Here is a 25,688-nt window from a genome sequence, read left to right as displayed (position 1 = left end):
TCCATGTCCACCTGCAATCCCGCCAATCGCTCCAGCAACTCGCCCAGCGTGTGACGCAGGGCCATCGGCAGGTCGTTGTCGCCGTCTTCGAGTGCCGCCGACGTCCCCCCGGTTTTGAGTAGCACGGCCGTTTGGAGTCCAATCCCCCAACCGACGTCGGGCCACGTCGTCATGGTGTGCGGTGTTGCGGGGGGAGCGAGAAGACGGCGTATCCGCCCGGCGGCCTTGATGCGGTCGCCCGGCGGTGGGTGTCCCGGGCTCAGTACGGCACGTCGTCCGAGTCGATGGGATCGACCGGCCGGAGGCTGGGCTTGGGGACAGGCAGCTGGCTGAGCTCTTCGGCTTGCTCGCTGAGGAAGTAGAGGGCGGCGAAGAGGCCTTCGGTGGTGGTGGCGTCGAGGGGGCGGCGGCCGGGCTCGATGGTGTCGCTTTCGCTGTTGGAATGGATGTCGCGGAAGGCTTCGCTGTTGGCGAGGACGCGGGCCAGGGCGTGGATGCCGGTGATGATGCCGGCCAGGGCGGCGGCGTCCGTCTGGTCGGGGGCGGCGTCTTCGAGGGTCCAGTAGGGGCGCGAGAGCGGGTTGATGGGGGTGCGGATGCGCGCACTGGCGTGGGCGGGTGACGTATGATTTGGCTTAGCCATGGTCAACTCCATCGAAGTTGGTTGTGGTCAGCGGGTCGTATGGGTGCCAGCCCATGCGGCCCGCGCTGTTTTGGGCTTGTGGATTTTCTTTCGGTGTTGGTTTCCCCGGTTGGCGGCAGTCGCGCTGCCGGTGTTTTTCATCGTAGAGAAAAGGGAAGAGAAAATCTGTAGGGGAAGGACTTTATTTTGTAATCCTTGGTTTTTTGATGGACGCCATGGGTATTTTTCGTTTCATGGATGAAGCTTGATTGGTGGATGCATTTTTAATCGCTCTACTTGCGCAAATGGCATAATCCAGCTTCCGCCTGGATCGATGATTGACGCATGGGCCATTCACGGCATTCATGGCCACGGCATCGACGGGCTGGGCCTTCCGGCGTAGTGTGGGCGGATGAAACGCACATGGACCATCATCGGGGCAGGCGATGTCGCCCGCAGTTGCGGGTGGTACCAGCGCCTGCTGGGGTTGCCGGCATCGGCGCCGGCCCACACGTACTTCGGGCAGATATTGGATACGGACGGGACGGTGCTGCTTTGCCTGCACGCGTGGGGCGAGCATGAGCATCCTTCGCTGGCCAGCCCGGAGCGTGCGGAGCCCGGCAACGGCCTGCTGCTGTTTTTCCGGGTGGATGACTTCGACGCGGCGCTGGAGCGGGCGCGCGGCCTGGTCTCCCGGTTCGAGGAGGCGCCGGCCTTGAATCCGGCTACGGGGACCCTGGAGTTTTCGGTGCGCGACCCGGACGGGTATTACGTCACGGTCAGCGCGCTTTAGTCATCCGTTGGCGGATCACGTGAATATGCCATGCGTGGGGCATGGTGCATCTCGACGGCCGCGGGATATCGCGGCGCCAAAAATGAAAAAGGAGGCGCACTGCGCCTCCCACTGCCAATGTATAGCAGCCACCGGGGCTTGCGGCAAGATTCGGGGCGGGGCCTAGACTCGCGGCCCTGCCGATGGGGCGGGCCATGCGAGGCGACCAGGGCGATGGATGATGCGCTGATTCCGGATGACGAGTGGGTGCCGGTTTCCCCGGAGAATTGCGGTGGGGTGGCTGGGCCGTTCTATCACGGGACCAGGGCGGATCTGTCGGCGGGGGATTTGCTGACGGCGGGTTTCCGGTCCAACTATGACGAGCGCGTGGTGATGAACCACGTCTATTTCACGGCCATGCCGAAGGGGGCGGGGCTGGCTGCGGACATGGCCAGGGGCGAGGGCAGGCCACGGGTTTATGTGGTGGTGCCGACGGGCGGGTTCGAAGACGACCCGAACGTCACGAACAAGAAGTTTCCCGGCAATCCGACGCGATCCTATCGGAGCAGGCATCCGTTGAAGGTCGTCGGCGAGCTCGAAAGCTGGGAGCCCTACGATCCGGAATTCATCCGGCAGTTGAGAAGCCGTGTCGAGGCGGGGATGGGCGAGATCATCAACTGAGGGGCGTTCGGGGTCCCGCGCGTTCTTGCCAGGGGTGGCCGTGCGTCGCGCCCCTCTCCTATCGGGAGAGAGGCCGGGGGGGAGGGTTCGGTCTTGCTGCGGCGCTGCGCTTCGCCCGTACCCTCACCCGGCTGCCGCCACCCTCTCCCGGAGGGAGAGGGGCGCATGATGGGCTGATGGTTGGCGTGGATGTCCTTCGACTCCGCTGCGCTACGCTCAGGACGAACGGGTGCCAGCCGGGCCGGATCCATCAGGCGTCGTAGTGCACCTCGACGACCAGGAACCGCGTGCGCCCGCCCGGCAGTTCCGCCTCGAACTCGTCGTCGACGCGTTTCTTCAGCACCGCGCGGGCCAGCGGCGAGTCGATGCTGATCCAGCCGAGCCTGGCGTCGGTCTCGTCGGGGCCGACGATGCGGTAATGGACTTCCTCGCCGCTGGCGAGGTTTTCCAGCACGATGCCGGCGCCGAAGTACACGGTCTCGCGGTCGGCGGGGGCGCCTTCGGCCACCTTCAGCGCGGGGATGCGCTTGCTGAGGTAGCGCACGCGGCGGTCGATCTCGCCGAGCTGTTTCTTGCGGTAGGTGTATTCGGCGTTTTCCGAGCGGTCGCCTTCGGCCGCGGCGGCGGCCAGCGCCTTGACCACCTCGGGGCGCAGGGTGTGCCAGAGATGGTCGAGTTCGGCCTTGAGCTTTTCGAAGCCGGCGCGGGTGACGACCGCGGTGGAGCGCGGGGCGGGGGGGCGCCAGCGGCTCATGCGCGCCCTTCGCGCAACGCCTGCTCGCGACCTCGCCGTTGACCCAGCGACAGCGACCACGCTCGCTCAAGCCGTATGGCTACTGGATGACCCGACCTTCGTCTGTTGATAAGGCGCCTCCGGCCTGCGCCGGAATGACGGGCAAGCACGCGAGGCGGTGTGCGCTTCATGCAGGGATGCCCGGAAATCACCCGCCGGCTCTCAACGCTTGCCGCCGAAGATGCCGCCCAGCACGCCGCGCAGGATCTGCCGGCCGAGCTGGCTGCCCATGGTGCGCACCACCTGCTTGCCCATGGTCTCGATCATGCCCTGGCGGCGCTTGGTACCGAACAGCGCGTCGTGCACGGCGCCGCCCCAGGCGGAGCCGCCGTCGCCCGTGTTCTTCGCGGGAGCCTCGGCGGCGACGGTGCCGGCGTCGGCGGCCTTGTCGTCGGCGCGCTTGGCCAGCATCTCGGCGGCGGACTCGCGGTTCACCGGCGTGTCGTACTTGCCGCCTACCGGCGAGCGGCCGCGGATGGTGGCGCGCTCGGCATCGGTGATGGCGCCGATGCGGCAGCACGGCGTGGTCACCAGCACCTGTTCCACCGGCGCGGGCACGCCGCCCTGGCCGAGGGTGGAGGCCAGCGCCTCGCCCACGCCGAGCTTGCCGATGGCCTCGGTGACGTCGAGCTTCGGGTTGGCCACGAAGGTCTCGGCGGCGACCTTCACCGCCTTCTGGTCGCGCGGGGTGAACGCGCGCAGCGCGTGCTGGATGCGGTTGCCCATCTGGCCGAGGATGGTGCCGGGCACGTCGTCGGGGTTCTGCGAGCAGAAGTAAACGCCGACGCCCTTGGAGCGGATCAGCCGCACCACCTGCTCCACGCGCTGCTGCAGCGCGGGCGGGCAGTCGTCGAACAGCAGGTGCGCCTCGTCGAAGAAGAACACCAGCTTGGGCTGGTCGAGGTCGCCCACTTCGGGCAACTGCTCGAACAGCTCGGACAGCAGCCACAGCAGGAAGGTGGCGTACAGCCGGGGTTTCAGGATCAGCTGGTCGGCGGCCAGCACGTTGACGATGCCGCGGCCGCTCATGTCCTGGCGCATCAGGTCGGCCAGTTCCAGTGCGGGCTCGCCGAAGAACTGCGCGGCGCCGTCCTGTTCCAGTTGCAGCAGGGCGCGCTGCACGGCGGCCAGGCTCGGCTTGCTGATCAGGCCGTAGTGGGCGGAGATGTCCTTGCTGTGGTCCGCCGCGAAGGCGAGCAGGGCGCGCAGGTCGTCCAGGTCGAGCAGCAGCCAGCCGTTGTCGTCGGCCACCTTGAACACGATCTCCAGCACGCCCTGCTGGGTGTCGTTGAGGTCGAGCACGCGGCCGAGCAGGGTGGGGCCCATCTCGCTGACGGTGGCGCGCACCGGGTGGCCGAGCTTGCCGTAGAGATCCCAGAACACCACCGGGTTGGCCTGCGGCTTCCAGTCGGCGAGCTTGAGCCTGGCCAGGCGCGCCTTGAGCTTGTCGCCGGGTTCGCCGGCGGGCATCGCCAGGCCGGCCAGGTCGCCCTTCACGTCGGCCAGGAAGCAGGGCACGCCGAGCTTCGAGAAGCCTTCGGCCAGCACCATCAGCGAAACCGATTTGCCGGTGCCGGTGGCGCCGGCGATCATGCCGTGGCGGTTGCCGTAGCGTGGGTCGAGGCTGACGCTGGCGCTGTCGTTGCGGCCGATGAGGATGTCGGTCATGGCGGTCCTTACCGTGGAGTCGCGGGCATTGTAGCCAAGCCATCCGGCGTGCCGCTGCGCATTGAGTCCGCCGGCAGGCCCCGCTATGGTGGACGTTTGCCTCGTTGTCCGTGTTCGCCATGCCGCATTCTCAAATCGCCCGATCCCTGCGCCTCGCCCCCCTGGCTGTGGCGCTGGGCCTGCTCGCCGCCTGCGCCACCATCGGCGGGAGTGGCAAGACGCCGGCCTCGGTGGCGGCGCTCTACGCCCAGCTCGACCAGGCCAGCAAGGGCTACGAGACGGCGCTGCAGCAGGCGCGCGCCAACGACACCGAGGCCGCGGAGAAGACCCTGGCGCAGGCGCTGGACCAGCTGCGCGATGCCTCGGCGCGTTGCGGCAGCACGCCGGGCTGCGATCCGCAGCGCTTCTTCTCCGTGTTCGACCGCCTGCTGCGGCTGAAGGACGGCAGCTTCATCGGCGACGAGTCGCCCGACGACCAGGACGACGAATCGCCCAGCGGCCAGGTGGCCGGCCTCAACGGCGCGGCCAGCCTGCCGCAGGCGCAGCGCAGCGTGACCCTGCTGCACGGGCAGAAGCTGTCCGAGCTGATCGCGATGAACGGCCCGGTGAAGGCGGCGCTGGAGATGTGGCTGACGCAGTGGCGCTCGAACCTGATGGATGCGTACGTCAACTACCAGTACCTGCGCCACGAGATGTGGCCGGCGTACCAGAAGGCCGACCTGCCGGAGGCGCTGCTGTTCGGCATCCTGGCCAAGGAATCCGGCGGCAAGGTGCATGCGGTGTCGCGCTCAGGCGCGGCCGGGCCGCTGCAGTTCATGTACGCCACCGGCATGCGTTTCGGGCTGGGCACCGTGGACGGGTTCGACACCCGTTTCGACCCGGCCGCGGCGGCGCGCGCCAACGCCGAGTACGTCGACGAGCAGCTGAAGGCCTTCAACGACAACCTGGAGCTGACCCTGGCGGCCTACAACGGCGGCGAGGGGCGCATGCGCCGGCTGGTGAACGGCGACACCTCGGTGAGCTTCTACGACCCGCGCATCTACGACCAGCTTTCGCAGGAAACGCGCGACTACGTGCCCTCGGTGCTGGCCGCGGCCTGGCTGTTCCTGCATCCGGACAGCTACAACCTGCGCTTCCCCAAGATCGACGGCGCGCCCGGCAGCATCACGCTGAAGCGGCCGGCCTCGCTCTCCGAGCTGACCGTGTGCCTCGGCGAGGCCGACGGCATGCAGGATGGCTGGTTCCGCACCCTGCGCAACCTCAACCCGCGGCTGGACCCGCAGCAGGAGCAGCCCACCGGCGCGGTGCTGCAGGTGCCCAAGCCGCTGGAGAGCGCCTACGCCTCGCGCTGCGTCAGCGGCCCGTGGCCGATCCTGGCCAGCGACCTGCACAACGCGGTGGTGCCCGTGGTGCCGGTGCGTCACGATCCGCCGCCCTCATCGTCGAGCCGCTACACCGTGCGCCGCGGCGACACCATCAGCAGCATCGCGCGGCGCCATGGCTGCTCCAGCGCGAACGAGGTCGAGCGGCTGAACGGCATCCGCCATCACCAGATCCGCGTCGGCCAGGTGCTGAAGCTGCCGTCGTCCTGCCGTTGAGCGCGGCGGCGGGCGGGTAGCTCAGAGCCTGTTCACGATCTCCAAGTGCCCCGCGCCGGGAGCTGTTTGCGCGCAGGCCAAGGAAGAGTGAAGGAGTGGACGTCCGTCCACGACTGAGCGATGACGCCGGCCTGTGCGCAAACAGACCCGGCCCTCCGGGTTGGCCTCGCATGGCCGCCATGCGGCAGCGCGCGGCTTGGCCTGCCAGCCAGGCAGGCCGGCGCCACGCACCGTCACCTGACGGCCATGCGAGGCCAACGCGAGGTACTTGGAGATCGTGAACAGGCTCTCAGGCGACCGCCTCGGCCTTCATCCAGTCCTGCGAGGGGTCGGTGCCGGCCTGCACGTCCTTCAGCTCGCGCAGCACCCGCAGCACCTGCCGGTGCCGGGTCTGGACGCCGGCGTGGGGCGAGTCCTTGGTCTCGTGGTAGGTCACGGCCAGCCACAGCGCGATGCCGCGCAGCGAGACCTCGGCGTTGTCCGACTGCGCGCGCGCATAGCCGATGGCGGTGCCCTGGCCCCAGGGCAGGTAGCGGTCCTCGGGCGGGGTGCCGTACAGGTGGGGGAAGTCGCACTGCGAGGCCTGGCCGATCTCGCGCAGCGTCAGCAGTCCCAGCCGGGCACGGCTGCGGCCGGGCAGCGCGTGGATGCGTCGTTCGATCTCCTGGAACTGGCGCTGCAGCTGGCGGCTGCGGCCCAGCGCGATCATACGATTGAGGATGTGCATGAAGCCTCCCGGGGGCGGGCGCCGGCGAGGTGCGCGGCATCCTTAGGACCGCGCGAAGCATAGCCATTGCCCATGGAGGCTTGTACCTATAGCGTCACAAAACGACGTAGAACGGCAGTCCGCGCCCTGTCCGGCGTGCGGCCGGACAGGGCGCAGGAGCGTCACGGTCCGGTGTAGTTGCCCAGGATCGAGAGCCCGGCGAAATCCTTCACCGCCACCAGCCGGATGTAATAGGTGGCCGCCTGCGGCCGCGGCACGAGCACGGCCTCGGCATTGCCGGCCCGGGCCGAGGTGTAGTCGGCGTCGGAGCCGTCGAGGGCCGGGACGTCGCCGGCTTTCACGTACAAGGTGACGTCGCCGGTGCCGCCGAGGCTGCGCACGCTGAGGTTGGCGGCGCCGGCAGGCACGTCCAGCGCATAGACGATGGATTGCCCGGCGGCGCCCTGCTGGCCGGACAGCAGTTGCCCCCTGGCGAGCGTCGTGTAGGTCGGCGGCAGCGCCACGCCGAGCGCCGCGGCCACGGCCGCGTGGGCGTCCAGCATGCCGGCGCCGATCGGTCGGTCCGGCGTGACCGGGAAGGGGCGGGCGCTGCTGGCCAGCAGGGCCTTGATCTGCGCCGGCGTGGGCCGGCTGGCTGGCGTGGCGTCGCCGGCCGCGCTGAGCATCATGGCCACGGTGGCGCTGACATGCGGCGTCGCCTGCGAGGTGCCGGCCATGCCGGCGTAGACCGAACCGCCGTCCTGCACCGCCACCGGGGTGGTGGTGCCGGCGTTCAGCGCGGCCCAGATGAAGCCGTCCGGGATGGCCTGCTGGCCGCTGCTGGCGTCGTTCTGGTAGATGCCGCCGCCGGGCGCGCCGAGGGTCACGGTGGCGCCGTAGTTGGAATAGAACGCCCGCTTGCCGGTGATGCCGGTGGCGGCCACGGTGACCACGCCCGGGCAACTGGCCGGCGTGTAGTTGGCGCTGTCGGCGCCGTCGTTGCCGGCGGCCACCACCACGGTGGTGCCGCGGCCGATCGCGTCGGCGATGGCCTTGGCCGTGACGTCGTCGCCGGAGCAACTGCCGGGGCCACCCAGGCTGAGGTTGATCACCTGTGCCGGGTGGGTATTGTCGGGCACGCCGGCCACGTGGCCGCCGGAGGCCCACTCGATGGCGTCGGCGATGTCCGAGGTGTAGCCGCCGCAATGGCCGAGCGCGCGGACCGGCAACACGTGCACCGCCGGCGCCATGCCGGCCATGCCGAGGCCGTTGTCGGTCAGCTCGCCGATCACGCCCGCCACGTTGGTGCCGTGCCAGGTGCTCTGTTCCGGCGGGTGGGCGGCGTCGGTGCAGGCGCTCTGCCAGGGCTCCTGGTCGGTCCAGTCGCCGGTGTCCCAGCCGCCGGCGACGCGCCCGTCGCTGGCGCGGCCGGAGATCATCTTGTCGCTGATGAAGTCGTAGCCGTCGGCGGCCAGCGAGGTGTCCAGGTCCTCGTGCGCGGTGATGCCGGTATCGATCACCGCCACGGTGATGCCGTGCCCGTCGGCGCCGGGGAAGTCGGTACGGGTCTCGGGCAGGTGCACGCCGCTCACCGCGTTGAAGAAGTCCCACTGGTACTCCCCGTAGTAGGGGTCGTCCGGCGTGGCGGCATCCATGGGCGCGGCTTTCGTGCGCGCCGGTGCGCGCGTGTCGCGCACCGCGTGCAGCAACAGGTCGGGCTCGACGTGGGCCACCGCGGGGTCGGCCGCGATCTGCCGCATCAGCGTAGCCGCGTCGCCGGCGCCGAGCTTGCGCGAGGTGCGCACCAGTTCGGCGCCGTTGCCCAGGTGGCGCAGGTAGCTGATGCCGGGCGGCACCTGGCGGGCGGCGACGACGCCGGGCGTGCCGGCGAAGGCGCGCGCGGCCGCCACGCCGAGATGCTGCAGCACGGCGGCGGGGTGGCCGCGCTCGCTGGAGCCCGGACGGTAGGTGACGATGAAGCGGTCGTACTGGTCGTAGCTGCGCAGGGCGCTGAGGTTCGCGCGCCCCGTGGCCGGGGTGGCGGGCGTGGCGGCGACGGCCGCGGTCGACAGGGCGAGCAGGAGGGCGGCGGGCAGCAGGCGCCGGCGGCGGAGGAAACGGATCTGGTTCATGCGTAAGTCCCGGAGTAGTGAGGATGTGCGTTACAGGTCGACGCCGAAACCGACGCCCACGGAGTTCTCCGAGCCGCTGAAGGCGCCGCCGATGCTGACGTGAGCCCGCGTGCCGATGGGCGCGGCATAGCCCACGGACAGGGCCTTCTCGCCGCCCTGCACGCCGGCGCCCACGGCGATGCGCCCGGCCGGGGAGGTCGCGCCGGCCGCGTTGATCGCCATCTGCGTGCTGGCGGCGTTCATGGCGCCGATGCGGTCGAGGCGCTGGTCGACGGCATGGAAGCGCCGGTCCACCTCGCCGCGGAAGCTGTCGAACTGGTCGAAGGCCTGGCTGAACTTGCGGTCGGTGTAGGCCTTGGCGTTGCCCAGCGTGGCCCGGTCGCCGGCGTCGGCGTAGTCCTTGGCCGCCTGCTCGGCGGCGTCGACCTGCGCCACGTTGGCGGCGTCGGTCGGGGCGGTGCCGGCGGCCACGTGGGTGATGCGGCGCTGGTTCGCGGCGCTGCCCACCGACACGGTATCCGCCTGGTCGGCCACCGAGCCCGCGCCCAGCGCCACGCTGTTCTGCGCGTTGGCCGCGGCGCCTTGCCCCAGCGCCGTGCCGGAGGCGGCGGTGACGCGGCTGTCGGCGCCGACGGCGACGGCGTTGGTGGCCTGCGGGCTGATGCTGGCCTGGCTGCCGATGGCGGTGCTGCCGTCCGCGCCCACGCTGGCATGGTTGCCGATGGCGGTGTCGCGCCCGTCGGTGGCCACGCTGCCGTTGCCGATGGCGAGGCCGTCGCCGCTGCCGGCGGGCAGCGTGCTGTGCAGCTGGTCGAGCTGGTCGCGCAACTGGCCGATGCTCTGCAGCGCGCCGCTCAGCACGCCGTCGACCGCGCCGAAGGCGTCGCCCACGTTGCCGTAGGCGTTGCCCTGGACCTGGTAGGACGGTCCATTGAGCACGCCGCCCTGGTAGCTGGCGCCGCCGCCCAGCGCCGCGGCCACGGCCTGGCCGTTGCTGTCCGCGCTGCCGCCCACGCCGGCGATGGCCTGGTTGAGCTGGCCGAGGTTGACCGCGTCGGTGTCCTCGGTGCCGGCGGCGACGTTGATGACCTGGCGGGTCATCGGGCCATGCGTCGTGCCGTCGTTCCGGTCGGTCCAGCTCTTGGACGCGCCCACCGAGATCGCGTTGTCGCGGTCGGCCAGCGAGCCCGCGCCCAGCGCCACGCTGTTGTTGCCCAGCACCAGCGCGTGGTCGCCCAGGGCGACGCTGCCGACGCCGAAGGCCTGGGATTCGCTGCCGATGGCGATGGCGTAATCCGCCGTCTCCGGATCGGAGGACATGACGCAGATCCAGCACGGTCCGCCGCCGTTACCCGGGTCGGGATCGCTGGGGCGCTGGCCGCCGGTCTGTGCATGGTCGCCCATGGCGATGCTGCCCTTGCCGCTGGCCTGGGCCAGGAAGCCGGTGGCGATCGCGTATTCGCTTTCGGCATAGCTGCCGTTGCCCAGCGCCACGGCGCGATAGGCGGTGGCGAAACTGTTGGCGCCCAGCGCGGTGGACGAGCCGCCCAGCGCCTGGGCGTTGCTGCCGACCGCGGTATCGAAGCCGGCCCACTGGTTGTAGTTGTTCTGCGCCCATGCACCATCGCCGAGGGCGGTGCTGCTTTCGCCGACCGCCTTGCTGCCGACGCCGTAGGCGGTGGCGCGCTCGCCGCTGGCGGAGGCGTGGTAGCCGACCGCGGTGGCCCACAGGCCGTCGGCGGTGGCATAGCCGCCCATGGCCATCGAGGCCGGGCCCAGCGCGCGGGCCTGCAGGCCGTAGGCGATGCCCTGGTCGCCGCTGGCGGTGGCGCCCGCGCCGGCGGCGATGCTGTAGTCGGCGGACGCGTTCGCGCCGGGGCCGACGGCGACCGCGGCATAGCCGCTGGCGCTGGTCAGCATGTCGACCAGGGTGTGGCCGGTGGGGTCGGGCACCTGGGCGTAGCTGCCGATGGCCAGCGAGGATTCCCCGCTGGACAGGCTGCCGTAGCCGATCGCGGTGCCGTAGTCCGCGGTGGTCGCGGCCAGCGCGCCGATGGCCATGGCGTTGCTGGCATAGGCCGCGCTCATCGCGCCCAGCGCCATGCTGGTGTCGCCGAAGGCCTGGCTGCCGTAGCCGAAGGCGCTGCTCTGCGCGCCGGTGGCCGCGCTGAGCGGCCCGGCGGCGACCGCGCCGTCGCCGCTGGCCACGGCGTCGTCACTGCCGTCATTGCTGCCGTTCGACTGGAAGTACTGCCCGGCCTGGGCGTCGGCCGCGGCGGTGACCTGGCTGGCCCTGGCGGGCACGCGACGGGTGGCGGGCGCCGCCGCCGATGCCAGTTGCGCCCCGGCCAGGGCCAGGGCGACGACGGTCGCCAGGGTGGCGCGGCGGAAGCGCGGTGCGTGATGGCCGGCGCATGCCGGCTGGCGGTTGGATGGGCTGCGGTTGGAGCGATCGGTGGCGTTCATGCGGTATCCCCAATGAAAAGGCATCGGATGCCGTTTCCGACATGCGGACTTCCCCCCGGGGCCCGTGCGTGCCATGTCGACGGCATCGGCGCAAAAAACTGCTGTGTGTCAGCCCGGCTGTTATAGATTTGGCCGTTGCGTGAATCACGCACGGACCAGCACGGACGCTCACACTCGCTCACCTACGGCGGACTGGTTTATGCGATCTGGCAAGTTGAAGGCGGCGCTGGACGGGTTCCGGGACGTGCCGGTGGCCGACGTGGTGGATCGCCGGCACGCCCCGGTGCTGCAGGCGCTGATGCTGTTCATCGTGGTCAGCCTGCCGGCCAACTGGTGCTACCACCTGCTGCTGGTCAACTCGCCCACGCGCCGCGACGTGACCGTGGACGTGCTGGCGGACACGCTGGTGTGGGCGGTGTCGCTGGCCGGCTTCGTGCTGATCCGCCGCGGCCGCTTGCGCCAGGCCGTCATCGGCCTGGTGGCGGCGATGCTGGTCAACCTCACCGTGGTCTACCTGTTCGTGGGCCTGACCAGGGGCCTGCTCGACCAGACCCTGCCGGTGCTGACCATCGTGCTCGGCGGACTGGTGCTGGGGCGGCGTCCGCTGTGGACCCTCTACGCGCTGCTGATCGGCGTGTTCGCGGTGGGCGGCGTGTCGGACATCCTGACCCTGCAGCGCCACCACTACCCGCGCCCGTGGCTGGGCGCGGCCAACCTGCCGTCGCTGATACTCAGCTATTTCGTCATCTCGCTGGTGCTGGACCGGTGCGTGGCGGCGATCCGCACCAGCCTCGGCGAGTCGCGCCGCATGGGCGGCGCGCTGGCGGCCGCCAACCAGGCCCTGCGCGAGGAGATGGCGGCGCGCGAGCGGGCCCAGGAAGGCCTGGTCCACGCGCAGAAGATGGAAACCGTGGGACGGCTGGCCAGCGGCGTGGCGCATGATTTCAACAATGTGCTCGCGGTCATCGCCGGCTATGCCGAGCAGGCGCAGGCCAGCGACGACCCGGGCCAGCTGCGCCAGGCGGTCCAGGGCATCGCCGCGGCGACGCGCCGCGGCACGGCGGTCAGCCGCAAGCTGCTCAGCTTCAGCCGCCGCGACAGCGTGCGGCCGGAGGTGTTCGAGATCGGCGAGGCCTTGCGCGAGATCGGCCCGATGCTGCGGCAACTGCTCGGCGCCGCGGTGGCGCTGCGGGTGGAAGCGCCGCCGCGGCCGCTGCACCTGCGCGCGGACCGCGGCCAGTTCGAATTGGCGCTGCTCAACATCGCGGCCAACGCACGCGACGCCATGGACGGGCAGGGCGGTTTGCGGGTGCTTGCATGCGCGGGCGCGCGCGGCGGCATCGACGGCGTGGAAGTACGCCTCGAGGACAGCGGCCGCGGCATGCCCGACCACATCCTGCAGCGCATCTTCGAACCCTTCTTCACCACCAAGCCGGCCGGCAGCGGCACCGGGCTGGGCCTGGCGGTGGTGCGCGACGTGGTCCATGCCGCCGGCGGCGACGTCGCGGTGGAAAGCCGCGAAGGGCAGGGCACCGCGTTCCGCCTGTGGTTTCCGTGCGCGGCGGGGGAGTTGCGCGGGCCGGCGCGCAGGCGCGCCGTGCGCGTGCTGCTGGTGGAGGACGACCACGAGCTGCGCGAGCTGCTGCTCGCGGCGCTGGACGACGCCGGCTGCGTGGCGCTGGCCACCGACAACGCGTTCGACGCGGGACGCCTGCTCGCCGAGGCCGGCGGCTCGCTGGAGGTGGTGGTGAGTGATTGCCGCATGCCCGGCAACGAGGACGGCCGGCTGCGCTGGCTGGAGGACTCCGGGCTGCCGGTGCTGCTGATCTCGGCCAGCGGCGAGGCCGAGGCCCGGCGGTTGCGCGCGCTGGGGCTGGAGGTGGAATGCCTGCCCAAGCCGTTCCCGCCGACGCTGCTGGTGGAGCGCGTGCAGGCGGCCGCCGAGCGGCGCGCCGCCACGCTCAGCGCAGCATGACGTAGCCGACGCCGCGCACCGCGCGCAGGGGCAGCGATTCGCCGCCGTGGTCGGCGATCTTGCCGCGCAGGCGGTGGACCAGCATCTCCAGCCGGTGCGGGTCGAAGTCGTAGGCGTCGTCGGTGAGCGCGGCGATCAGCTCGTCCCGCGTGACCGGCGTGCCGGGCGACTGCATCAGCCGGACCAGGACCAGCCGTTCGGCCTGGGTCAGGGCGATGCTGCGGTTGGCGGGCGACAGCAGGCACCAGCCGTCCGCGCCCAGGCGCCACCGCCCCGGTTCGCCCGCCGGCTCGGCGGCGGCCATCAGCAGCCGGCGCGAGAGGCTGTGCAGGGTGGCGGCCAGTTCGTCCAGCACCACGGGCTTGGACAGATAGGCGTCGGCACCCTCGGTGAGCCCGCGGATGCGGTCGGAGCGGGCGCTGCGCCCGGTGAGCATCACGATGCCCACCGGCGAACGGTTGCGCAGGCGCTGCGCGACGAGGAAGCCGTCGTCGTCCGGCAGGCCCACGTCGAGGATCACGATGTCCACCGGTCCGGCCTGCAGCACGCGCTCCAGTTCCGCCGCGCTGCCGGCGCCGACGGCTTCGAAGCCGTAGTCGCGCAGGCCGGGCAGCAGGATGCGCTCGCGCAGCTCGGTGTCGTCCTCCAGCAGGGCGACGCGCACGCGCGGGGCAGGGCGGGCGTTGCTGTCCGGCGAGGTCATCGGTTGGGCTTGATGGCTTGCCATGCGGGGCATCGCGCCGGACCGTGACACGCCGTCCGGCCCAGCGTCAAGCCGACGCCAGCCGCCCCAGCCGCTGGCCTACCAGCACCGTCTGCTGCGGCTCCAGCAGATCCAGTTCGGCCATGCCATCGGGCAGCAGCACGATCACGGTGGAGCCCATGTTGAAGCGCGCCATCTCGGCGAAGCGGTCCAGCGTGATGTCCTGGCCGGCGAACGATTTGCGCCGGATCGACGGCGCATAGGGCGGGATCACCAGCCCGTCCCACACCGTGGCCACCGACGAGACCAGGATCGCACCCACCATCACCACCACGAACGGGCCGTGCTCGCCCTCGAAATGGCAGACCAGCCGCTCGTTGCGCGCGAACAGCCGCGGGATCGCCTCCACCGCGAACGGCGCCACGCTGAAGATGCGCCCGGGCACGTGCACGGTTTCCTTCAGCGTGCCCTTCAGCGGCATGTGCACGCGGTGGTAGTCGCGCGGCGACAGGTACACCGTGGCGAAGCGGCCGTTGCGGTACGGCGCCGCGGCCGCCTCGTCGCCGCCCAGCAACTCGGTGGCGCTGTAGTCCTGGCCCTTCGCCTGGAAGATGCGCCCGTCCACGATCGGGCCGGCCTGGCTGATGCGGCCGTCGGCGGGCGAAAGCACGGCGGCCGGATCGGCGTCGGCCTGGCGCGCGCCGGGTTTCAGCTTGCGGGTGAAGAAGGCATTGAAGTGCTGGTAGGCCAGCGGGTCGGGCTGCGCGGCCTGGCGCATGTCCACGTCGTAGTTGCGCACGATGGCACCGATCAGCCAGTTCTTCCACGGCGCGAAGGTCCAGCGCGTGCCCCAGTAGACCAGGCGCGACAGGAAGCGGTGGGGCAGGGCGTACTGGAGAAATACCTTGAACGTCATCCGGGAAGTATAGAGGTAGCCGCAGCCTTCAACGTGCGTTCCCTCTCCCTGTGGGAGAGGGTGGCGGCAGCCGGGTGAGGGTACGGGCGGAGCCGGGCGTGCCGGCGTTGCCGAACCCTCACACCCCAACCCCTCTCCCGGAGAGGGGCTTGCCGCGCGGCGGGCCGTATAATGCACGGCCTTTTGCATCGCACCCGCCAGGACCAGGCCCGTGACCGCCGAACTCGCCACCATCATCGACTTCATCCGCTACGGCGCCAGCCGCTTCTCGGCGGCCGGGCTGACCTTCGGCCACAGCCACGACAACCCCATCGACGAGGCTACCCACCTGGTGCTGGCCAGCCTGCACCTGCCGCCGGACATCCCGCCGGCCTACGGCGCGGGCCGGCTCACCGCGGAGGAGCGCGCGAACGTGCTGGCGCTGATCGAGCGCCGCGTCAGCGAGCGCCTGCCGGTGGCCTACCTGGTCGGCGAGACCTGGTTCGCCGGGCTGAAGTTCAAGAGCGACCGCCGCGCCCTGGTGCCGCGCTCGCCGATCGCCGAGCTGATCGAGTCGGGCTTCGCGCCGTGGCTGGACGGGCGCCACGTGGAGCGCGCGCTGGACCTGTGCACCGGCTCGGGTTGCATCGGCATCGCGATGGCCGAGTACCACCCGGACTGGCAGGTCGACATCGTCGACATCAGCGACGAGGCGCTGTCGCTGGCGCGCGAGAACATCGCCTTCCAGCACGTCGAGAACCGCGTCGAGGCGGTGAAGTCCGACCTGTTCGAGGGCGTGCGCGGCCGCACCTACGACCTGATCGTGTCCAACCCGCCCTACGTCACCGAGGACGAATACGCCGCGCTGCCCGGCGAGTACGCGCACGAGCCCAAGCTGGGCCTCACCTCGGGCGAGGACGGCCTGGACATCTGCCTGCGTATCCTCGACGAGGCGGCCGACCTGCTGACCGACGACGGCCTGCTGATCGTCGAGGTGGGCGAGAGCGAGCACGCGCTGGCCGCGCTGCTGCCGGACGTGCCCTTCGTGTGGATCGAGTTCAAGGTGGGCCAGATGGGCGTGTTCGCGCTGGAGCGGCGCGACCTGGTCGAGCACCACGCGGCGATCCACGCCGCCGCGGCCGCGCGTCGCTGAGCCGATGGAACTGGCGACGGCGCGCCTGCGGCTGGATGCACTGCGGGCGGGCGACGCCGAGGCCTTGTTCGGTTACCGCGCCGATCCCGGGGTCTGCCGTTACCAGGGCTGGCGTCCGGCCGCATTGGCCGATGCCGAGCGTTTCATCGAAGACCAATCGGCGCTGGCTGCGCCAGCGCAAGGCCGCTGGTTCCAGCGCGCCATTCGCCGGCGCGACGACGGCGTACTGATCGGCGACGTCGGATTCTGTCTGGCCGATGCGCAGGCCGAATTCGGCATCACGCTGGCGCCCGCCGCCCAGGGCAAGGGCTATGCCCGCGAAGCGCTGCACGCGCTGTTCGACTGGTTGTTCGGCGAGCTGCGCGTCCACCGCGTGCATGCGTCGGTCGATCCGCGCAACGCGCCGAGCATGGCCTTGCTGCAGGCGATGGGCATGCGCAAGGAGGCCCACTACCGCGAAAGCCTGCTGTTCCACGGTGAATGGGTAGACGACGTCGTCTTCGGGCTGCTGGTGCGCGAATGGCCGGATGCCGCCGGCAAGGGCGCGGGGATTGCTGCATTGCGGTAAGCTGTGGCGGTTTCCCGCGGACGTCCAAACCTCGTGTCCAGCAATTCCTTCGGCAAGCTCTTCACCGTCACCACCTTCGGCGAAAGCCACGGGCCGGCCATCGGCTGCGTGATCGACGGCTGCCCGCCGGGGCTGGCGATCAGCGGGGAGGCGTTCCGCCACGACCTCGACCGCCGCGCCACCGGCAAGAGCCGCCACACCTCGCAGCGGCGCGAGGCGGACGAGGTGGAGATCCTCTCCGGCGTGTACGAGGGCCGCACCACCGGCACGCCGATCGCGCTGCTGATCCGCAATACCGACCAGCGCAGCAAGGACTACGGCGACATCGCCTCGACCTTCCGCCCCGGCCATGCCGACTACACCTACTGGCAGAAGTACGGCATCCGCGACCCGCGCGGCGGCGGGCGTTCGTCGGCGCGCGAGACCACCATGCGCGTGGCCGCCGCGGTGGTCGCCAAGAAATGGCTGGCCGAACGCCACGGCGTGCGTGTGCGCGGCTACCTGGCCCAGCTCGGTGAGATCGTGCCGGCCGGCTTCGACTGGGATGCGGTGGAGCAGAACCCGTTCTTCTGGCCCTGCGCGGAGCAGGTGCCCGAACTCGAAAAGGCCATGGACGCGCTGCGCAAGTCCGGCGACTCGGTGGGCGCGCGCGTCAGCGTGGTGGCCGAGGGCGTGCCGCCCGGCTGGGGCGAGCCGGTCTACGGCAAGCTGGACGGCGACCTCGCCGGCGCGCTGATGTCGATCAACGCGGTGAAGGGCGTGGAGATCGGCGACGGCTTCGCCGCGGTCGCGCAGCGCGGCAGCGGGCACCGCGACGAAATGCGTTTGGACGGCTTTACGTCCAATCACGCGGGTGGCATCCTTGGCGGCATCAGCACGGGGCAGGCGGTGGTCGCCTCGATCGCGCTGAAGCCCACCTCCAGCATCCTGATCCCCGGCCGCAGCGTGAACCTGGCCGGCGAGCCGGTGGACGTGGTCACCAAGGGCCGCCATGACCCTTGCGTCGGCATCCGCGCCACGCCCATCGCCGAGGCGATGATGGCGCTGGTGCTGATGGACCACGCGCTGCGCCACCGTGCGCAGTGCGGCGACGTGGGCGACGTGGCGCCGCGCATTCCCTGACCGGAGCCGCCGACCATGAACATGCCGACCGCGCCGCAACTCGGTTCGCACTCGCCGCTGGGCAAGGTGCTCAGCGACGCGATCGGCTACTGGGAACGGCGGCGCATCGGCTACAACCTCGCGTTGGCCGCGGTGGTGCTGGGCTGGCTGGCGGTGGCATGGACGCGCCTGCGCGGCCTGTTCGGCATCGAGCACCTGCTGGCGCTGTTCGTCCTCGCCGTGCTGGCGAACGTCTGCTATTGCGCGGCCTACCTGGTGGACGTGCCGGTGCAGCTGTCGGCGTTCCGCGACGGCTGGCGCCGGCGGCGCTGGCTGCTGTGGCTGGTCGGCACGCTGTTCGGCATGACGCTGGCGTGGTTCTGGATCGCCGACGAAATCCTGCCGGTCGCCGGGGCCTGACCGGATGGGCCTGGCCGCCAAGCCCCGTGTCTGGGTTTCGCGCCCCACCTTCGACAGCGAGGTCGCGCGGCTCGAGCCGCATTTCGAGGTGCATGCCGAGCCGGAGGAAACGAAGTTCACCTCCGCCGAACTGGCCGCGAAGCTGGCCGGCTGCGACGCCGCCATCGTGGGGCTGAAGGAGCGCGTGGGCGCGGCCGAGGTGGCCGGCGCGAAGCGCCTGCGCATCGTGGCCAACCTCGCGGTGGGCTACGACAACCTCGACCTCGCCGCGCTCACCGCCGCCGGCATCGCCGCCAGCAACACCGCCGACGTGCTCAACGAGAGCGTGGCCGACTACGCCTGGGCGCTGCTGCTGGGCGCGGCACGGCGCATGGGCGCCGCCGAGCGCTGGCTGCGCGCGGGGCAATGGCATGCCACCGAATTCAAGGGCTGGCTGGGCACCGACGTGCGCGGCCGCACGCTGGGCGTCCTCGGCATGGGCCGCATCGGCCAGGCCATCGCGCGGCGCGCGCAGGGCTTCGGCATGCCGGTGCTCTACCACAACCGCTCGCGCCTGCCCGAGGCCGTCGAGCGGGCATGCCGCGCCCGCTACGTGGACAAGCCCGCGCTGCTGCGCGAGTCCGACTGCCTCGTGCTGGTGCTGCCGCTGACGCCGGAAACCCACCATGCCATCGGCGCCGCCGAGCTGGCGCAGATGAAGCCCACCGCCGTGCTGGTGAACGTGGCGCGCGGCGGCATCGTGGACGACGCGGCGCTGGCCGCCGCGCTGCGCGAAGGCCGGCTCGCGGCCGCCGGCCTGGACGTGTTCGAGGGCGAGCCGCGCGTGCATCCGGACCTGCTGGCGCTCGACAACGTGCTGCTCAGCCCGCATATCGCCAGCGCCACGACCGACACCCGCCGCGCCATGACCGCCGTGGCGGTGGACAATGTGCTGGCGTTCTTCGGTCACGGCCCGCACGCGGGACATCCGCCGAACCTCCTGAATCCCGAAGCGCTGGCCCTGGCCCGCGCCCCTTTACCCGCCCACCCGAAACTTACCTGAGTAGAGCCGCACCCGATGAGCAAGAAGAGCAGTTACAAGGTTGCGATGGTCGGCGCCACCGGCGCCGTGGGCGAGACCCTGCTCGCCATCCTCGCCGAGCGCGATTTCCCGGTCAGCGAGCTGGTGCCGCTGGCCAGCGAGCGTTCGGCCGGCGGCACGGTGGAGTTCGCGGGCAAACAGGTGACGGTGAAGAACCTCGCCGACTACGACTTCGACGGCGTGGACATCGCGTTCTTCTCCGCCGGCGGCTCGGTGAGCAAGGTGCACGCGCCGCGTGCGGCGGCGGCCGGCGCGGTGGTGATCGACAACACCTCCGAGTTCCGCTACCAGGACGACATCCCGCTGGTGGTGAGCGAGGTGAACCCGCACGCCATCGCCCAGTACACCACCCGCGGCATCATCGCCAACCCGAACTGCTCGACCATGGGCATGCTGGTGGCGCTGGCGCCGATCCACCGCGCGGTCGGCATCGAGCGCATCAACGTGGCGACCTACCAGTCCGTTTCCGGCGCCGGCCGCTCGGGCATGGAGGAGCTGGGCAAGCAGACCGCGGCCCTGCTGAACTTCCAGGACGCCGAGCCGAAGAAGTTCCCCAAGCAGATCGCCTTCAACGTGATCCCGCACATCGACGAGTTCCAGCCCAACGGCTACACCAAGGAAGAGATGAAGATGGTGTGGGAGACGCGCAAGATCCTGGAGGACGAGTCCATCCAGGTGAACCCTACCGCGGTGCGCGTGCCGGTGTTCTACGGGCATTCCGAGGCGGTGCACATCGAGACCCGCGACAAGATCACCGTGGAGCAGGCGCGCGAGTTGCTGGCCGGGGCGGAGGGCGTGGTGCTGATGGACGAGCGCAAGGCCGGCGGCTATCCCACCCCGGTGGGCGACGTGGCCGGCAAGGACCCGGTGTTCGTGGGCCGCATCCGCGAGGACATCTCGCACGACCGCGGCCTGGACCTGTGGATCGTCTCGGACAACATCCGCAAGGGCGCCGCGCTGAACGCGGTGCAGATCGCCGAACTGCTGATCGCGGAGTACCTGTGATGCGCCGGCGGACCGGCCTGCTCGCGCTCGGCCTGCTGGCGGCGCCGTTCCTGGCGACCGGCGCGCAGGCGGACCACGCCAAGGCCCCGCCGACGCGCCCGCACGAAGCGGTGTCCCGGCTGGACCGCGACATCGCCGCGCGCAAGGCCGAGGTGGCCCGCCTGCGACAGGGCGTGGCGCAACAGGAATCGCAAAGCCGCGAGGCCGCGACCCGGCTGCAGCAGCAGGACCGCGACATCGCCGAACTGAAGCGCCAGTTGCAGGCGCTCAAGGCCGCCCCGGCCGCCGGGCACTGAGCCGACCCCGGGCCGCGATGCACTGCCCATTTCTCCGTGCCGGCTATTGTTGATTCGCAGTTATCTAACTAAAGTGGCGCCTCATTTCATAAAGTCGCCGTCGTTTTGCGGTGACGAAATGCGTCACGGTAGTCCGGGGGAGCAGTCGATGAATCGTACGTTGAAGCTGTCGATGCTGGCGGCACTTGCGCTGGGCAGTGGCCAGGCGATGGCGCTCGACCTGGGCCAGATCCAGGTGAAGTCGGCGCTGGGCCAGCCGCTGCGGGTGGAGATCCCGGCGAACCCGGCCAGCCCGGACGAGGTGCAGAACCTCAGCGCGCGGCTGGCTTCCGACGACGCCTTCACCCGCGCCGGCATCACCGACGGCCGTCCCGCCGTGCCGCTGCAGTTCCAGGTCACCGACGACCATGGCCGCAAGGTCATCCTGGTCACCAGCAGCGCGCCGGTGAACAACCCCTACATCGACCTGCTGATCGAGGTCAGCAGCGCCGCGGGCACCAGCGTGCACGAATACCCGGTGCTGCTCGACCCGCCGTCGGGCGCGCGCGTTTCCGCACCGGCCAGCCATGCGGCGCCGCGTCGTGCCGCCGCCGCGCCGCATCGCGGCGCTTCCGCCGCGGCTCCGGCCCGCCAGCCGGCCGCGCATGCGGCCGCCGCCGGCCAGTACGGCCCGGTGCAGCGCGGCGAGACCCTCTCCGCCGTGGCCCGCGACGTGGCCACCGACGGCATCAGCCTCGACCAGATGATGCTGGCCCTGAAGCAGGCCAACCCCGACGCCTTCTACCGCGACAACATCAATGCGCTGAAGGCCGGCGCGGTGCTGCGCGTGCCTTCCCGCGACGAGGCGCTGGCGACGAAGCTCGCCGAGGCTGCCGCCGCGGTGCGCCAGCAGAACGACGATTGGCGCGCCGGCGCCACGCGCACGCCCACCACGGTGGCCGCCGCGGCCACCCGTGGCGAGGCCTCGGCCTCGCCCGGCGGCAGCACCGGCGGCAGCGACCGCCTGGCGCTGGTGCCTGCGGCGGAGGGCGGCCGCAACGCCGCGGCCGGCAACCTGCGCCAGGAGCTGCAGCGCAACCAGGAGGCCCTGGCCAGCCTGCAGCAGCAGGGCGCCGACCTGAAGTCGCGGCTCAAGGCGCTGGAAGACATCAACGACAAGAACCAGCGCCTGTTGTCGCTGAAGGACGACCAGATCGCCGAGCTGCAGGCCAAGCTGGCCGCGGCGCGCAAGGCCGCCGGCCTGCCACCCGCGCCGGCGGCCGCGCCCGCGCCCGCCCCGGCGGAAGCCGGCAGCAGCGCCGCCGCCCCGCTGGTGGCCGCGGTGACCAGGCCGGCCATGGCGCCGGCGGCGTCCGCGAGCACGGCCAGGACCGCCGTACCGGCCACGACGACGTCGGCCGCGACCGCCCATGCGGCCGAAGCGCCCAAGCTCGCGCCACCGAAGCCCGCGGCCAGGCCGGTCCCGCACAAGCCGGCCACGCATCCGCATCCCGCCACGGCCGAACAGCCGTGGTACATGCAGGCCTGGGCGATGATCGCCGGCTTGGCGGTGGTGGTGCTGGGCCTGCTGATGCTGCTGGCCTCGCGCAACCGTCGCGGCAAGCCCGCCACGCCCGAGGTCGCCAAGGTGGCGCCGTCGCTGGCCGACCGTTTCGGCGATGCGCCGGAGCCGGCCGCCGCCGCATCCGCCAGCGCCGACCCCGACCAGGACGAACTGCTCGACCAGCTGGCCGAGCACCCGGACGACGTGGGCCTGCACCTGGAACTCGTCAGCCTGTACTACGGGCGCCGCGACGTGGAGCATTTCGAGGCCGCCGCCGAGGCGATGCACGCACACATCGCCGACCCGCAGCAGCCGGAATGGCAGGACGTAGTGCACATGGGCGAGGACCTGGCGCCGGGCCACCCGTTGTTCGCCCGCGCCGGCGCGGTGCCGCCCCAGGACGAGGACGAGCGCCAGGCGCTGAACGCCTTCGACCTGGACAGCTATGCCGACGCGGCCGATGCGGCGCCGGCCGCCGGGCCGGAAGCCGCGGTGCCGCCGCCGCTGCCGCCGCGCCAGAAGGTCGGCGAGTACCACTTCGACTTCAACCTCACGCCGCAGCCCGGCCCCGTCGCCGCGGCCGACACGGCCGTCCCCGAGGCGCGCTCCAGCCATGCGCCGGCCACGGAGGCCGCCGCTGCGGACGACGAGGATGCACTGTCCAGCTGGAACTTCGACGAGCCGGCCGCGTCCGCGCACGAGGCGCCGGGCGAGGAGTTCGGCGAGCTCAGCGACGACCCGGTCGACACCAAGCTCGACCTGGCCCGCGCCTATCTCGACATGGGCGACCCCGACGGCGCCCGCGCGATGCTGGACGAGGTGATGCACGAAGGCAGCCAGATGCAGAAGGACGTGGCCAGGGGCCTGCTCGAGAAGCTGGTCTGACCCGGCATCCGTCCATCCGAACGCGCATCGGGCCGGCCTTGCCGGCCCGATGCCGTTTCGGCCCTGCTACGCTTCGCTTTCCGTGGTCCGCGGCTCCCCCATGCGCATCGCCCTAGGCATCGAATACGACGGCACCGGCTTCCTCGGCTGGCAGCGGCTGGCCCACGGGGCCACCGTGCAGGGCGCGCTGGAACAGGCGCTGTCGAAGGTGGCCGCGCATCCGGTGGAGGTGACCTGCGCGGGCCGCACCGACGCCGGCGTGCATGGCGTCTGCCAGGTGGTGCACTTCGACACCACGGCCGTGCGCGACGCGCGCGGCTGGGTGCTGGGCGCCTGCTCCAACCTGCCCGCCGACGTGGCGGTGCTGTGGGCGCGTCCGGTGCCGGGCGATTTCCATGCGCGCTTCTCCGCGCGCAGTCGCCGCTACCGCTACACCGTGCTCAACCGTCCGGTGCGCGCGGCGCTGGAGGCGCGCTACGTGACCTGGGAACGCCAGCCGCTGGACGCTGCGCGCATGCACGAGGCCGCTCAGGCGCTGCTGGGCGAGCACGACTTCAGCGCCTTCCGCGCCGCCGCGTGCCAGGCGCGCCACGCCAACCGCCGCGTGCTGGCGGTGGCGGTGCGGCGCGAGGGCGAGCGGGTGGTGGTGGAGATCGAGGCCAACGCCTTCCTGCACCACATGGTGCGCAACATCGTCGGCTCGCTGCTGCCGGTCGGGCGCGGCGAGCAGCCGGTCGAGTGGCTGGCCGGCCTGCTGGCCGGGCGCGACCGCGCCGTGGCCGGCCCCACCGCGCTGCCCAACGGACTGGCCTTCGTGGGGCCGCGCTACGAGGCGCATTGGGGATTGCCGCCGGAGGTGAGCCAGTGACACGTATCAAGTGCTGCGGCATGACCCGGGCCGAGGACGCGCTGCTGGCGGCGCGGCTGGGCGCGGACGCGATCGGCATGGTGTTCACCGGGCGCAGCCGGCGCCGCGTCGGCATCGCGCAGGCGCAGGCGATCCGGCAGGCGCTGCCGCCGTTCGTGACCACGGTGGCGCTGTTCATGGACGACGACGCCGGTTTCGTGGACGAGGTGGCGGTGGCGGTGCAGCCCGACCTGCTGCAGTTCCACGGCGGCGAGGACGACGGCTGGTGCGCGCAGTTCGGCCGCCCCTGGCTGAAGGCGATCGCGATGGGCGAAGGCGCCTCGGCGCTGGCGCAATTGCAGGCCCATCCCGGCGCGACCGGACTGTTGCTGGACGGCCACGGCCTCGGCGAGCCCGGCGGCAGCGGCCGCCGCTTCGACTGGTCGCTGATGCCGCGCGAGCTCGCGCAGCCGCTGATCCTCGCCGGTGGCCTGCACGCGGGCAACGTGGGCGAGGCGATCCGCGCCGCGCGCCCCTGGGCGGTGGACGTGGCCAGCGGGGTGGAATCGGCGCCGGGCATCAAGGACCCGGAAAGGCTGGCGGCCTTCATCGCGGCGGTGCGCGCCGCGGACCGGACGGAGTGCGAACCATGAGCGAAGCTTCCGGCGCGATGCCCGCCCCGGCCGCGATCGAGGAGTACCGTCCCGACGGCGACCGCCCGTTCGGGCTCGACGACGTGGTGGGCCGCGAGCGTCCGCTGGTGATCCGCGGCCTGGTGCGCGATTGGCCGATCGTGCAGCTGGCGCGCCAGTCCGACACCGCCTTCGCGCAGCGGCTGGCGCAGCTCGACAGCGGCGCCGACGTCAGCACCCTGATGATCGAGCCGGAGGCCGACGGCATCATCGGCTACACGCCGGACCTGGAAGGCTTCTGCTACCGCCACTTCAAGGTGCCGCTGACGCTGGGCCTGCAGCGCCTGGCCAGCTACAGCCGGCGCGAGCACGCGCCGGGGCTGGTGATCCAGAGCGCGCCGGTCCGCGAATGCATCCCGGGTTTCCTGGACGAGCACGCGCTGCCGTTCCTCGACCCGGTGGTGGAGCCGCGGCTGTGGATCGGCAACCGGGTCACCACGCCCACGCATTTCGATTCGCAGCACAACATCGCCTGCGTCGTCTGCGGTACGCGGCGCTTCACGCTGTTCCCGCCGGAGCAGTTGCCCAACCTCTACATCGGGCCGCTGGATTTCGCGCCCACCGGCGCGGCGATCAGCATGGCGCGACTGGATCGGCCCGACGACCCGCGTTTCCCGCGCCTGAAGCAGGCGCTGGCCAGCGCGCTGGTGGCCGAGCTGCACCCGGGCGACGCGATCTACATGCCGCCGCTGTGGTGGCACAACGTCGATTCGCTGGAGCGGCTCAATGCGCTGGTGAACTACTGGTGGAGCCCGGTGCAGGTGGAAGGCTTCACCACCGGACACGCGCGCGCCGCGCTGTACCACTGCCTGCTCGCCTTCCGCGCGCTGCCGCCCACCGAGCGGGCCGACTGGAAGCGCCTGCTCGACCACTACGTGTTCGGCGGCGAGGACGCGATCGCGCACATCCCGGAACCGCGCCGCGGCGTGCTGGGGCCGCTCACGCCCGAGACCGTGGAGCAGTTGAAGCAGGGCGCGCGGCAGAACCTCTGAGAGCCATGCCTTTCAACGTCTTTTCTCAGCCCAGCCCGTATGCTTGACGCTATCGTCAAGCAAGCGGAGAAGGACCATCTGGCAGGTTGTCGTT

General features: G+C 71.3%; 23 protein-coding genes. 15 read left to right on the top strand and 8 right to left on the bottom strand.

What is annotated here, in order from left to right:
* Nucleotides 1-259: 259 nt before the first annotated feature.
* The gene (locus QMK61_RS17285; protein ID WP_302073479.1) at nt 260-643 is read right to left on the bottom strand and encodes a hypothetical protein; all 384 of its coding nucleotides are present in this window, start codon (nt 641-643) and stop codon (nt 260-262) included.
* A 391-nt stretch (nt 644-1,034) separates the two neighbouring features.
* Here QMK61_RS17285 and QMK61_RS17280 point away from each other — a divergent pair, with 391 nt between their 5' ends.
* A complete protein-coding gene (locus QMK61_RS17280; protein WP_302073478.1) occupies nt 1,035-1,415 on the top strand; it encodes a VOC family protein in 381 nt (126 codons plus the stop codon).
* A gap of 225 nt (nt 1,416-1,640) precedes the next feature.
* Nucleotides 1,641-2,075, top strand: a complete 435-nt coding sequence (arr, locus tag QMK61_RS17275; protein WP_302073481.1) for an NAD(+)--rifampin ADP-ribosyltransferase — start codon at nt 1,641-1,643, stop codon at nt 2,073-2,075.
* Between the two features lie 250 nt (nt 2,076-2,325).
* Here the strand turns inward: arr and greB are convergent, their stop codons facing one another.
* The gene (gene greB / locus QMK61_RS17270) at nt 2,326-2,829 is read right to left on the bottom strand and encodes a transcription elongation factor GreB (RefSeq protein ID WP_302073477.1); all 504 of its coding nucleotides are present in this window, start codon (nt 2,827-2,829) and stop codon (nt 2,326-2,328) included.
* A 201-nt stretch (nt 2,830-3,030) separates the two neighbouring features.
* Entirely contained in the window at nt 3,031-4,536 is a 1,506-nt protein-coding gene (locus QMK61_RS17265; RefSeq protein ID WP_302073476.1) for a helicase HerA-like domain-containing protein, read from the bottom strand.
* A gap of 119 nt (nt 4,537-4,655) precedes the next feature.
* On the opposite strand from QMK61_RS17265, the gene QMK61_RS17260 reads away from it, so the two are divergent.
* Complete coding sequence (locus QMK61_RS17260; RefSeq protein ID WP_302073475.1) at nt 4,656-6,134, top strand: transglycosylase SLT domain-containing protein; 1,479 nt, start codon at nt 4,656-4,658, stop codon at nt 6,132-6,134.
* 289 nt (nt 6,135-6,423) lie between these two features.
* On the opposite strand, the gene QMK61_RS17255 is transcribed toward QMK61_RS17260, so the two are convergent.
* The 3 genes from QMK61_RS17255 to QMK61_RS17245 all read right to left on the bottom strand — a co-directional run bounded on the left by QMK61_RS17255 (nt 6,424) and on the right by QMK61_RS17245 (nt 11,438).
* Nucleotides 6,424-6,861: a hypothetical protein gene (locus QMK61_RS17255; RefSeq protein WP_302073474.1), complete on the bottom strand. Its 438-nt coding sequence runs from the start codon at nt 6,859-6,861 to the stop codon at nt 6,424-6,426.
* Between the two features lie 161 nt (nt 6,862-7,022).
* Nucleotides 7,023-8,972: a S8 family serine peptidase gene (locus QMK61_RS17250; protein WP_302073473.1), complete on the bottom strand. Its 1,950-nt coding sequence runs from the start codon at nt 8,970-8,972 to the stop codon at nt 7,023-7,025.
* A 30-nt stretch (nt 8,973-9,002) separates the two neighbouring features.
* On the bottom strand, nt 9,003-11,438 hold the full coding sequence (locus tag QMK61_RS17245; RefSeq protein ID WP_302073472.1) for a hypothetical protein: 2,436 nt from the start codon (nt 11,436-11,438) through the stop codon (nt 9,003-9,005).
* 199 nt (nt 11,439-11,637) lie between these two features.
* On the opposite strand from QMK61_RS17245, the gene QMK61_RS17240 reads away from it, so the two are divergent.
* Nucleotides 11,638-13,413, top strand: coding sequence for an ATP-binding protein (locus tag QMK61_RS17240; RefSeq protein WP_302073471.1), 1,776 nt, complete (start codon nt 11,638-11,640; stop codon nt 13,411-13,413).
* Here the strand turns inward: QMK61_RS17240 and QMK61_RS17235 are convergent.
* Nucleotides 13,400-14,140: a response regulator transcription factor gene (locus tag QMK61_RS17235; RefSeq protein WP_302073470.1), complete on the bottom strand. Its 741-nt coding sequence runs from the start codon at nt 14,138-14,140 to the stop codon at nt 13,400-13,402. The two genes, QMK61_RS17240 and QMK61_RS17235, sit on opposite strands and share 14 nt — an antisense overlap.
* Before the next feature lie 43 nt (nt 14,141-14,183).
* The gene (gene asd / locus QMK61_RS17230; protein WP_302073469.1) at nt 14,184-15,032 is read right to left on the bottom strand and encodes an archaetidylserine decarboxylase; all 849 of its coding nucleotides are present in this window, start codon (nt 15,030-15,032) and stop codon (nt 14,184-14,186) included.
* Nucleotides 15,033-15,243: 211 nt separating this feature from the next.
* Between asd and prmB the strand changes: the two genes are divergently transcribed.
* The 11 genes from prmB to QMK61_RS17175 all read left to right on the top strand — a co-directional run bounded on the left by prmB (nt 15,244) and on the right by QMK61_RS17175 (nt 25,594).
* A complete protein-coding gene (gene prmB / locus QMK61_RS17225) occupies nt 15,244-16,164 on the top strand; it encodes a 50S ribosomal protein L3 N(5)-glutamine methyltransferase (RefSeq protein ID WP_302073468.1) in 921 nt (306 codons plus the stop codon).
* A gap of 4 nt (nt 16,165-16,168) precedes the next feature.
* Entirely contained in the window at nt 16,169-16,732 is a 564-nt protein-coding gene (locus QMK61_RS17220; protein WP_302073467.1) for a GNAT family protein, read from the top strand.
* Nucleotides 16,733-16,765: 33 nt separating this feature from the next.
* Nucleotides 16,766-17,854: a chorismate synthase gene (gene aroC / locus QMK61_RS17215; RefSeq protein ID WP_302073466.1), complete on the top strand. Its 1,089-nt coding sequence runs from the start codon at nt 16,766-16,768 to the stop codon at nt 17,852-17,854.
* Nucleotides 17,855-17,869: 15 nt separating this feature from the next.
* Nucleotides 17,870-18,253: a hypothetical protein gene (locus tag QMK61_RS17210; RefSeq protein WP_302073465.1), complete on the top strand. Its 384-nt coding sequence runs from the start codon at nt 17,870-17,872 to the stop codon at nt 18,251-18,253.
* A 10-nt stretch (nt 18,254-18,263) separates the two neighbouring features.
* A complete protein-coding gene (locus QMK61_RS17205; protein ID WP_302073480.1) occupies nt 18,264-19,295 on the top strand; it encodes a D-glycerate dehydrogenase in 1,032 nt (343 codons plus the stop codon).
* Between the two features lie 15 nt (nt 19,296-19,310).
* The gene (locus tag QMK61_RS17200; protein ID WP_302073464.1) at nt 19,311-20,339 is read left to right on the top strand and encodes an aspartate-semialdehyde dehydrogenase; all 1,029 of its coding nucleotides are present in this window, start codon (nt 19,311-19,313) and stop codon (nt 20,337-20,339) included.
* A complete protein-coding gene (gene psbQ / locus QMK61_RS17195) occupies nt 20,339-20,635 on the top strand; it encodes a photosystem II protein PsbQ (protein WP_302073463.1) in 297 nt (98 codons plus the stop codon). The genes QMK61_RS17200 and psbQ overlap by 1 nt, the downstream gene beginning before the upstream one ends.
* Nucleotides 20,636-20,783: 148 nt before the next feature.
* Entirely contained in the window at nt 20,784-23,063 is a 2,280-nt protein-coding gene (locus tag QMK61_RS17190; protein ID WP_302073462.1) for a FimV/HubP family polar landmark protein, read from the top strand.
* A gap of 100 nt (nt 23,064-23,163) precedes the next feature.
* Nucleotides 23,164-23,931 (top strand): tRNA pseudouridine(38-40) synthase TruA, encoded by a 768-nt coding sequence (gene truA, locus QMK61_RS17185; protein ID WP_302073461.1) that lies wholly within the window; start codon nt 23,164-23,166, stop codon nt 23,929-23,931.
* Nucleotides 23,928-24,563 carry a phosphoribosylanthranilate isomerase gene (locus QMK61_RS17180; protein WP_302073460.1) on the top strand — a complete coding sequence of 212 codons (636 nt, stop codon included), beginning with the start codon at nt 23,928-23,930 and terminating at the stop codon, nt 24,561-24,563. The genes truA and QMK61_RS17180 overlap by 4 nt, the downstream gene beginning before the upstream one ends.
* Nucleotides 24,560-25,594, top strand: a complete 1,035-nt coding sequence (locus tag QMK61_RS17175) for a cupin-like domain-containing protein (protein ID WP_302073459.1) — start codon at nt 24,560-24,562, stop codon at nt 25,592-25,594. The genes QMK61_RS17180 and QMK61_RS17175 overlap by 4 nt, the downstream gene beginning before the upstream one ends.
* Nucleotides 25,595-25,688: the final 94 nt, after the last annotated feature.

The organism is Fulvimonas sp. R45, from assembly GCF_030504985.1.
Taxonomy (GTDB): Bacteria; Pseudomonadota; Gammaproteobacteria; order Xanthomonadales; family Rhodanobacteraceae; genus Rhodanobacter_A.
Note: the sequence above shows the minus strand (reverse complement) of the source record. Positions and strands in the feature narration are given on the sequence as shown.

Coding starts and splice junctions, on each gene's coding strand:
- greB (WP_302073477.1), bottom strand. CDS start 2,829: ATGAGCCGCTGGCGCCCCCCCGCCCCGCGCTCCACCGCGGTCGTCACC.
- truA (WP_302073461.1), top strand. CDS start 23,164: ATGCGCATCGCCCTAGGCATCGAATACGACGGCACCGGCTTCCTCGGC.
- asd (WP_302073469.1), bottom strand. CDS start 15,032: ATGACGTTCAAGGTATTTCTCCAGTACGCCCTGCCCCACCGCTTCCTG.
- QMK61_RS17235 (WP_302073470.1), bottom strand. CDS start 14,140: ATGGCAAGCCATCAAGCCCAACCGATGACCTCGCCGGACAGCAACGCC.
- QMK61_RS17175 (WP_302073459.1), top strand. CDS start 24,560: ATGAGCGAAGCTTCCGGCGCGATGCCCGCCCCGGCCGCGATCGAGGAG.
- QMK61_RS17250 (WP_302073473.1), bottom strand. CDS start 8,972: ATGAACCAGATCCGTTTCCTCCGCCGCCGGCGCCTGCTGCCCGCCGCC.
- QMK61_RS17240 (WP_302073471.1), top strand. CDS start 11,638: ATGCGATCTGGCAAGTTGAAGGCGGCGCTGGACGGGTTCCGGGACGTG.
- QMK61_RS17260 (WP_302073475.1), top strand. CDS start 4,656: ATGCCGCATTCTCAAATCGCCCGATCCCTGCGCCTCGCCCCCCTGGCT.
- QMK61_RS17190 (WP_302073462.1), top strand. CDS start 20,784: ATGAATCGTACGTTGAAGCTGTCGATGCTGGCGGCACTTGCGCTGGGC.
- QMK61_RS17280 (WP_302073478.1), top strand. CDS start 1,035: ATGAAACGCACATGGACCATCATCGGGGCAGGCGATGTCGCCCGCAGT.
- QMK61_RS17200 (WP_302073464.1), top strand. CDS start 19,311: ATGAGCAAGAAGAGCAGTTACAAGGTTGCGATGGTCGGCGCCACCGGC.
- psbQ (WP_302073463.1), top strand. CDS start 20,339: ATGCGCCGGCGGACCGGCCTGCTCGCGCTCGGCCTGCTGGCGGCGCCG.
- QMK61_RS17285 (WP_302073479.1), bottom strand. CDS start 643: ATGGCTAAGCCAAATCATACGTCACCCGCCCACGCCAGTGCGCGCATC.
- QMK61_RS17220 (WP_302073467.1), top strand. CDS start 16,169: ATGGAACTGGCGACGGCGCGCCTGCGGCTGGATGCACTGCGGGCGGGC.
- QMK61_RS17245 (WP_302073472.1), bottom strand. CDS start 11,438: ATGAACGCCACCGATCGCTCCAACCGCAGCCCATCCAACCGCCAGCCG.
- QMK61_RS17265 (WP_302073476.1), bottom strand. CDS start 4,536: ATGACCGACATCCTCATCGGCCGCAACGACAGCGCCAGCGTCAGCCTC.
- QMK61_RS17210 (WP_302073465.1), top strand. CDS start 17,870: ATGAACATGCCGACCGCGCCGCAACTCGGTTCGCACTCGCCGCTGGGC.
- QMK61_RS17255 (WP_302073474.1), bottom strand. CDS start 6,861: ATGCACATCCTCAATCGTATGATCGCGCTGGGCCGCAGCCGCCAGCTG.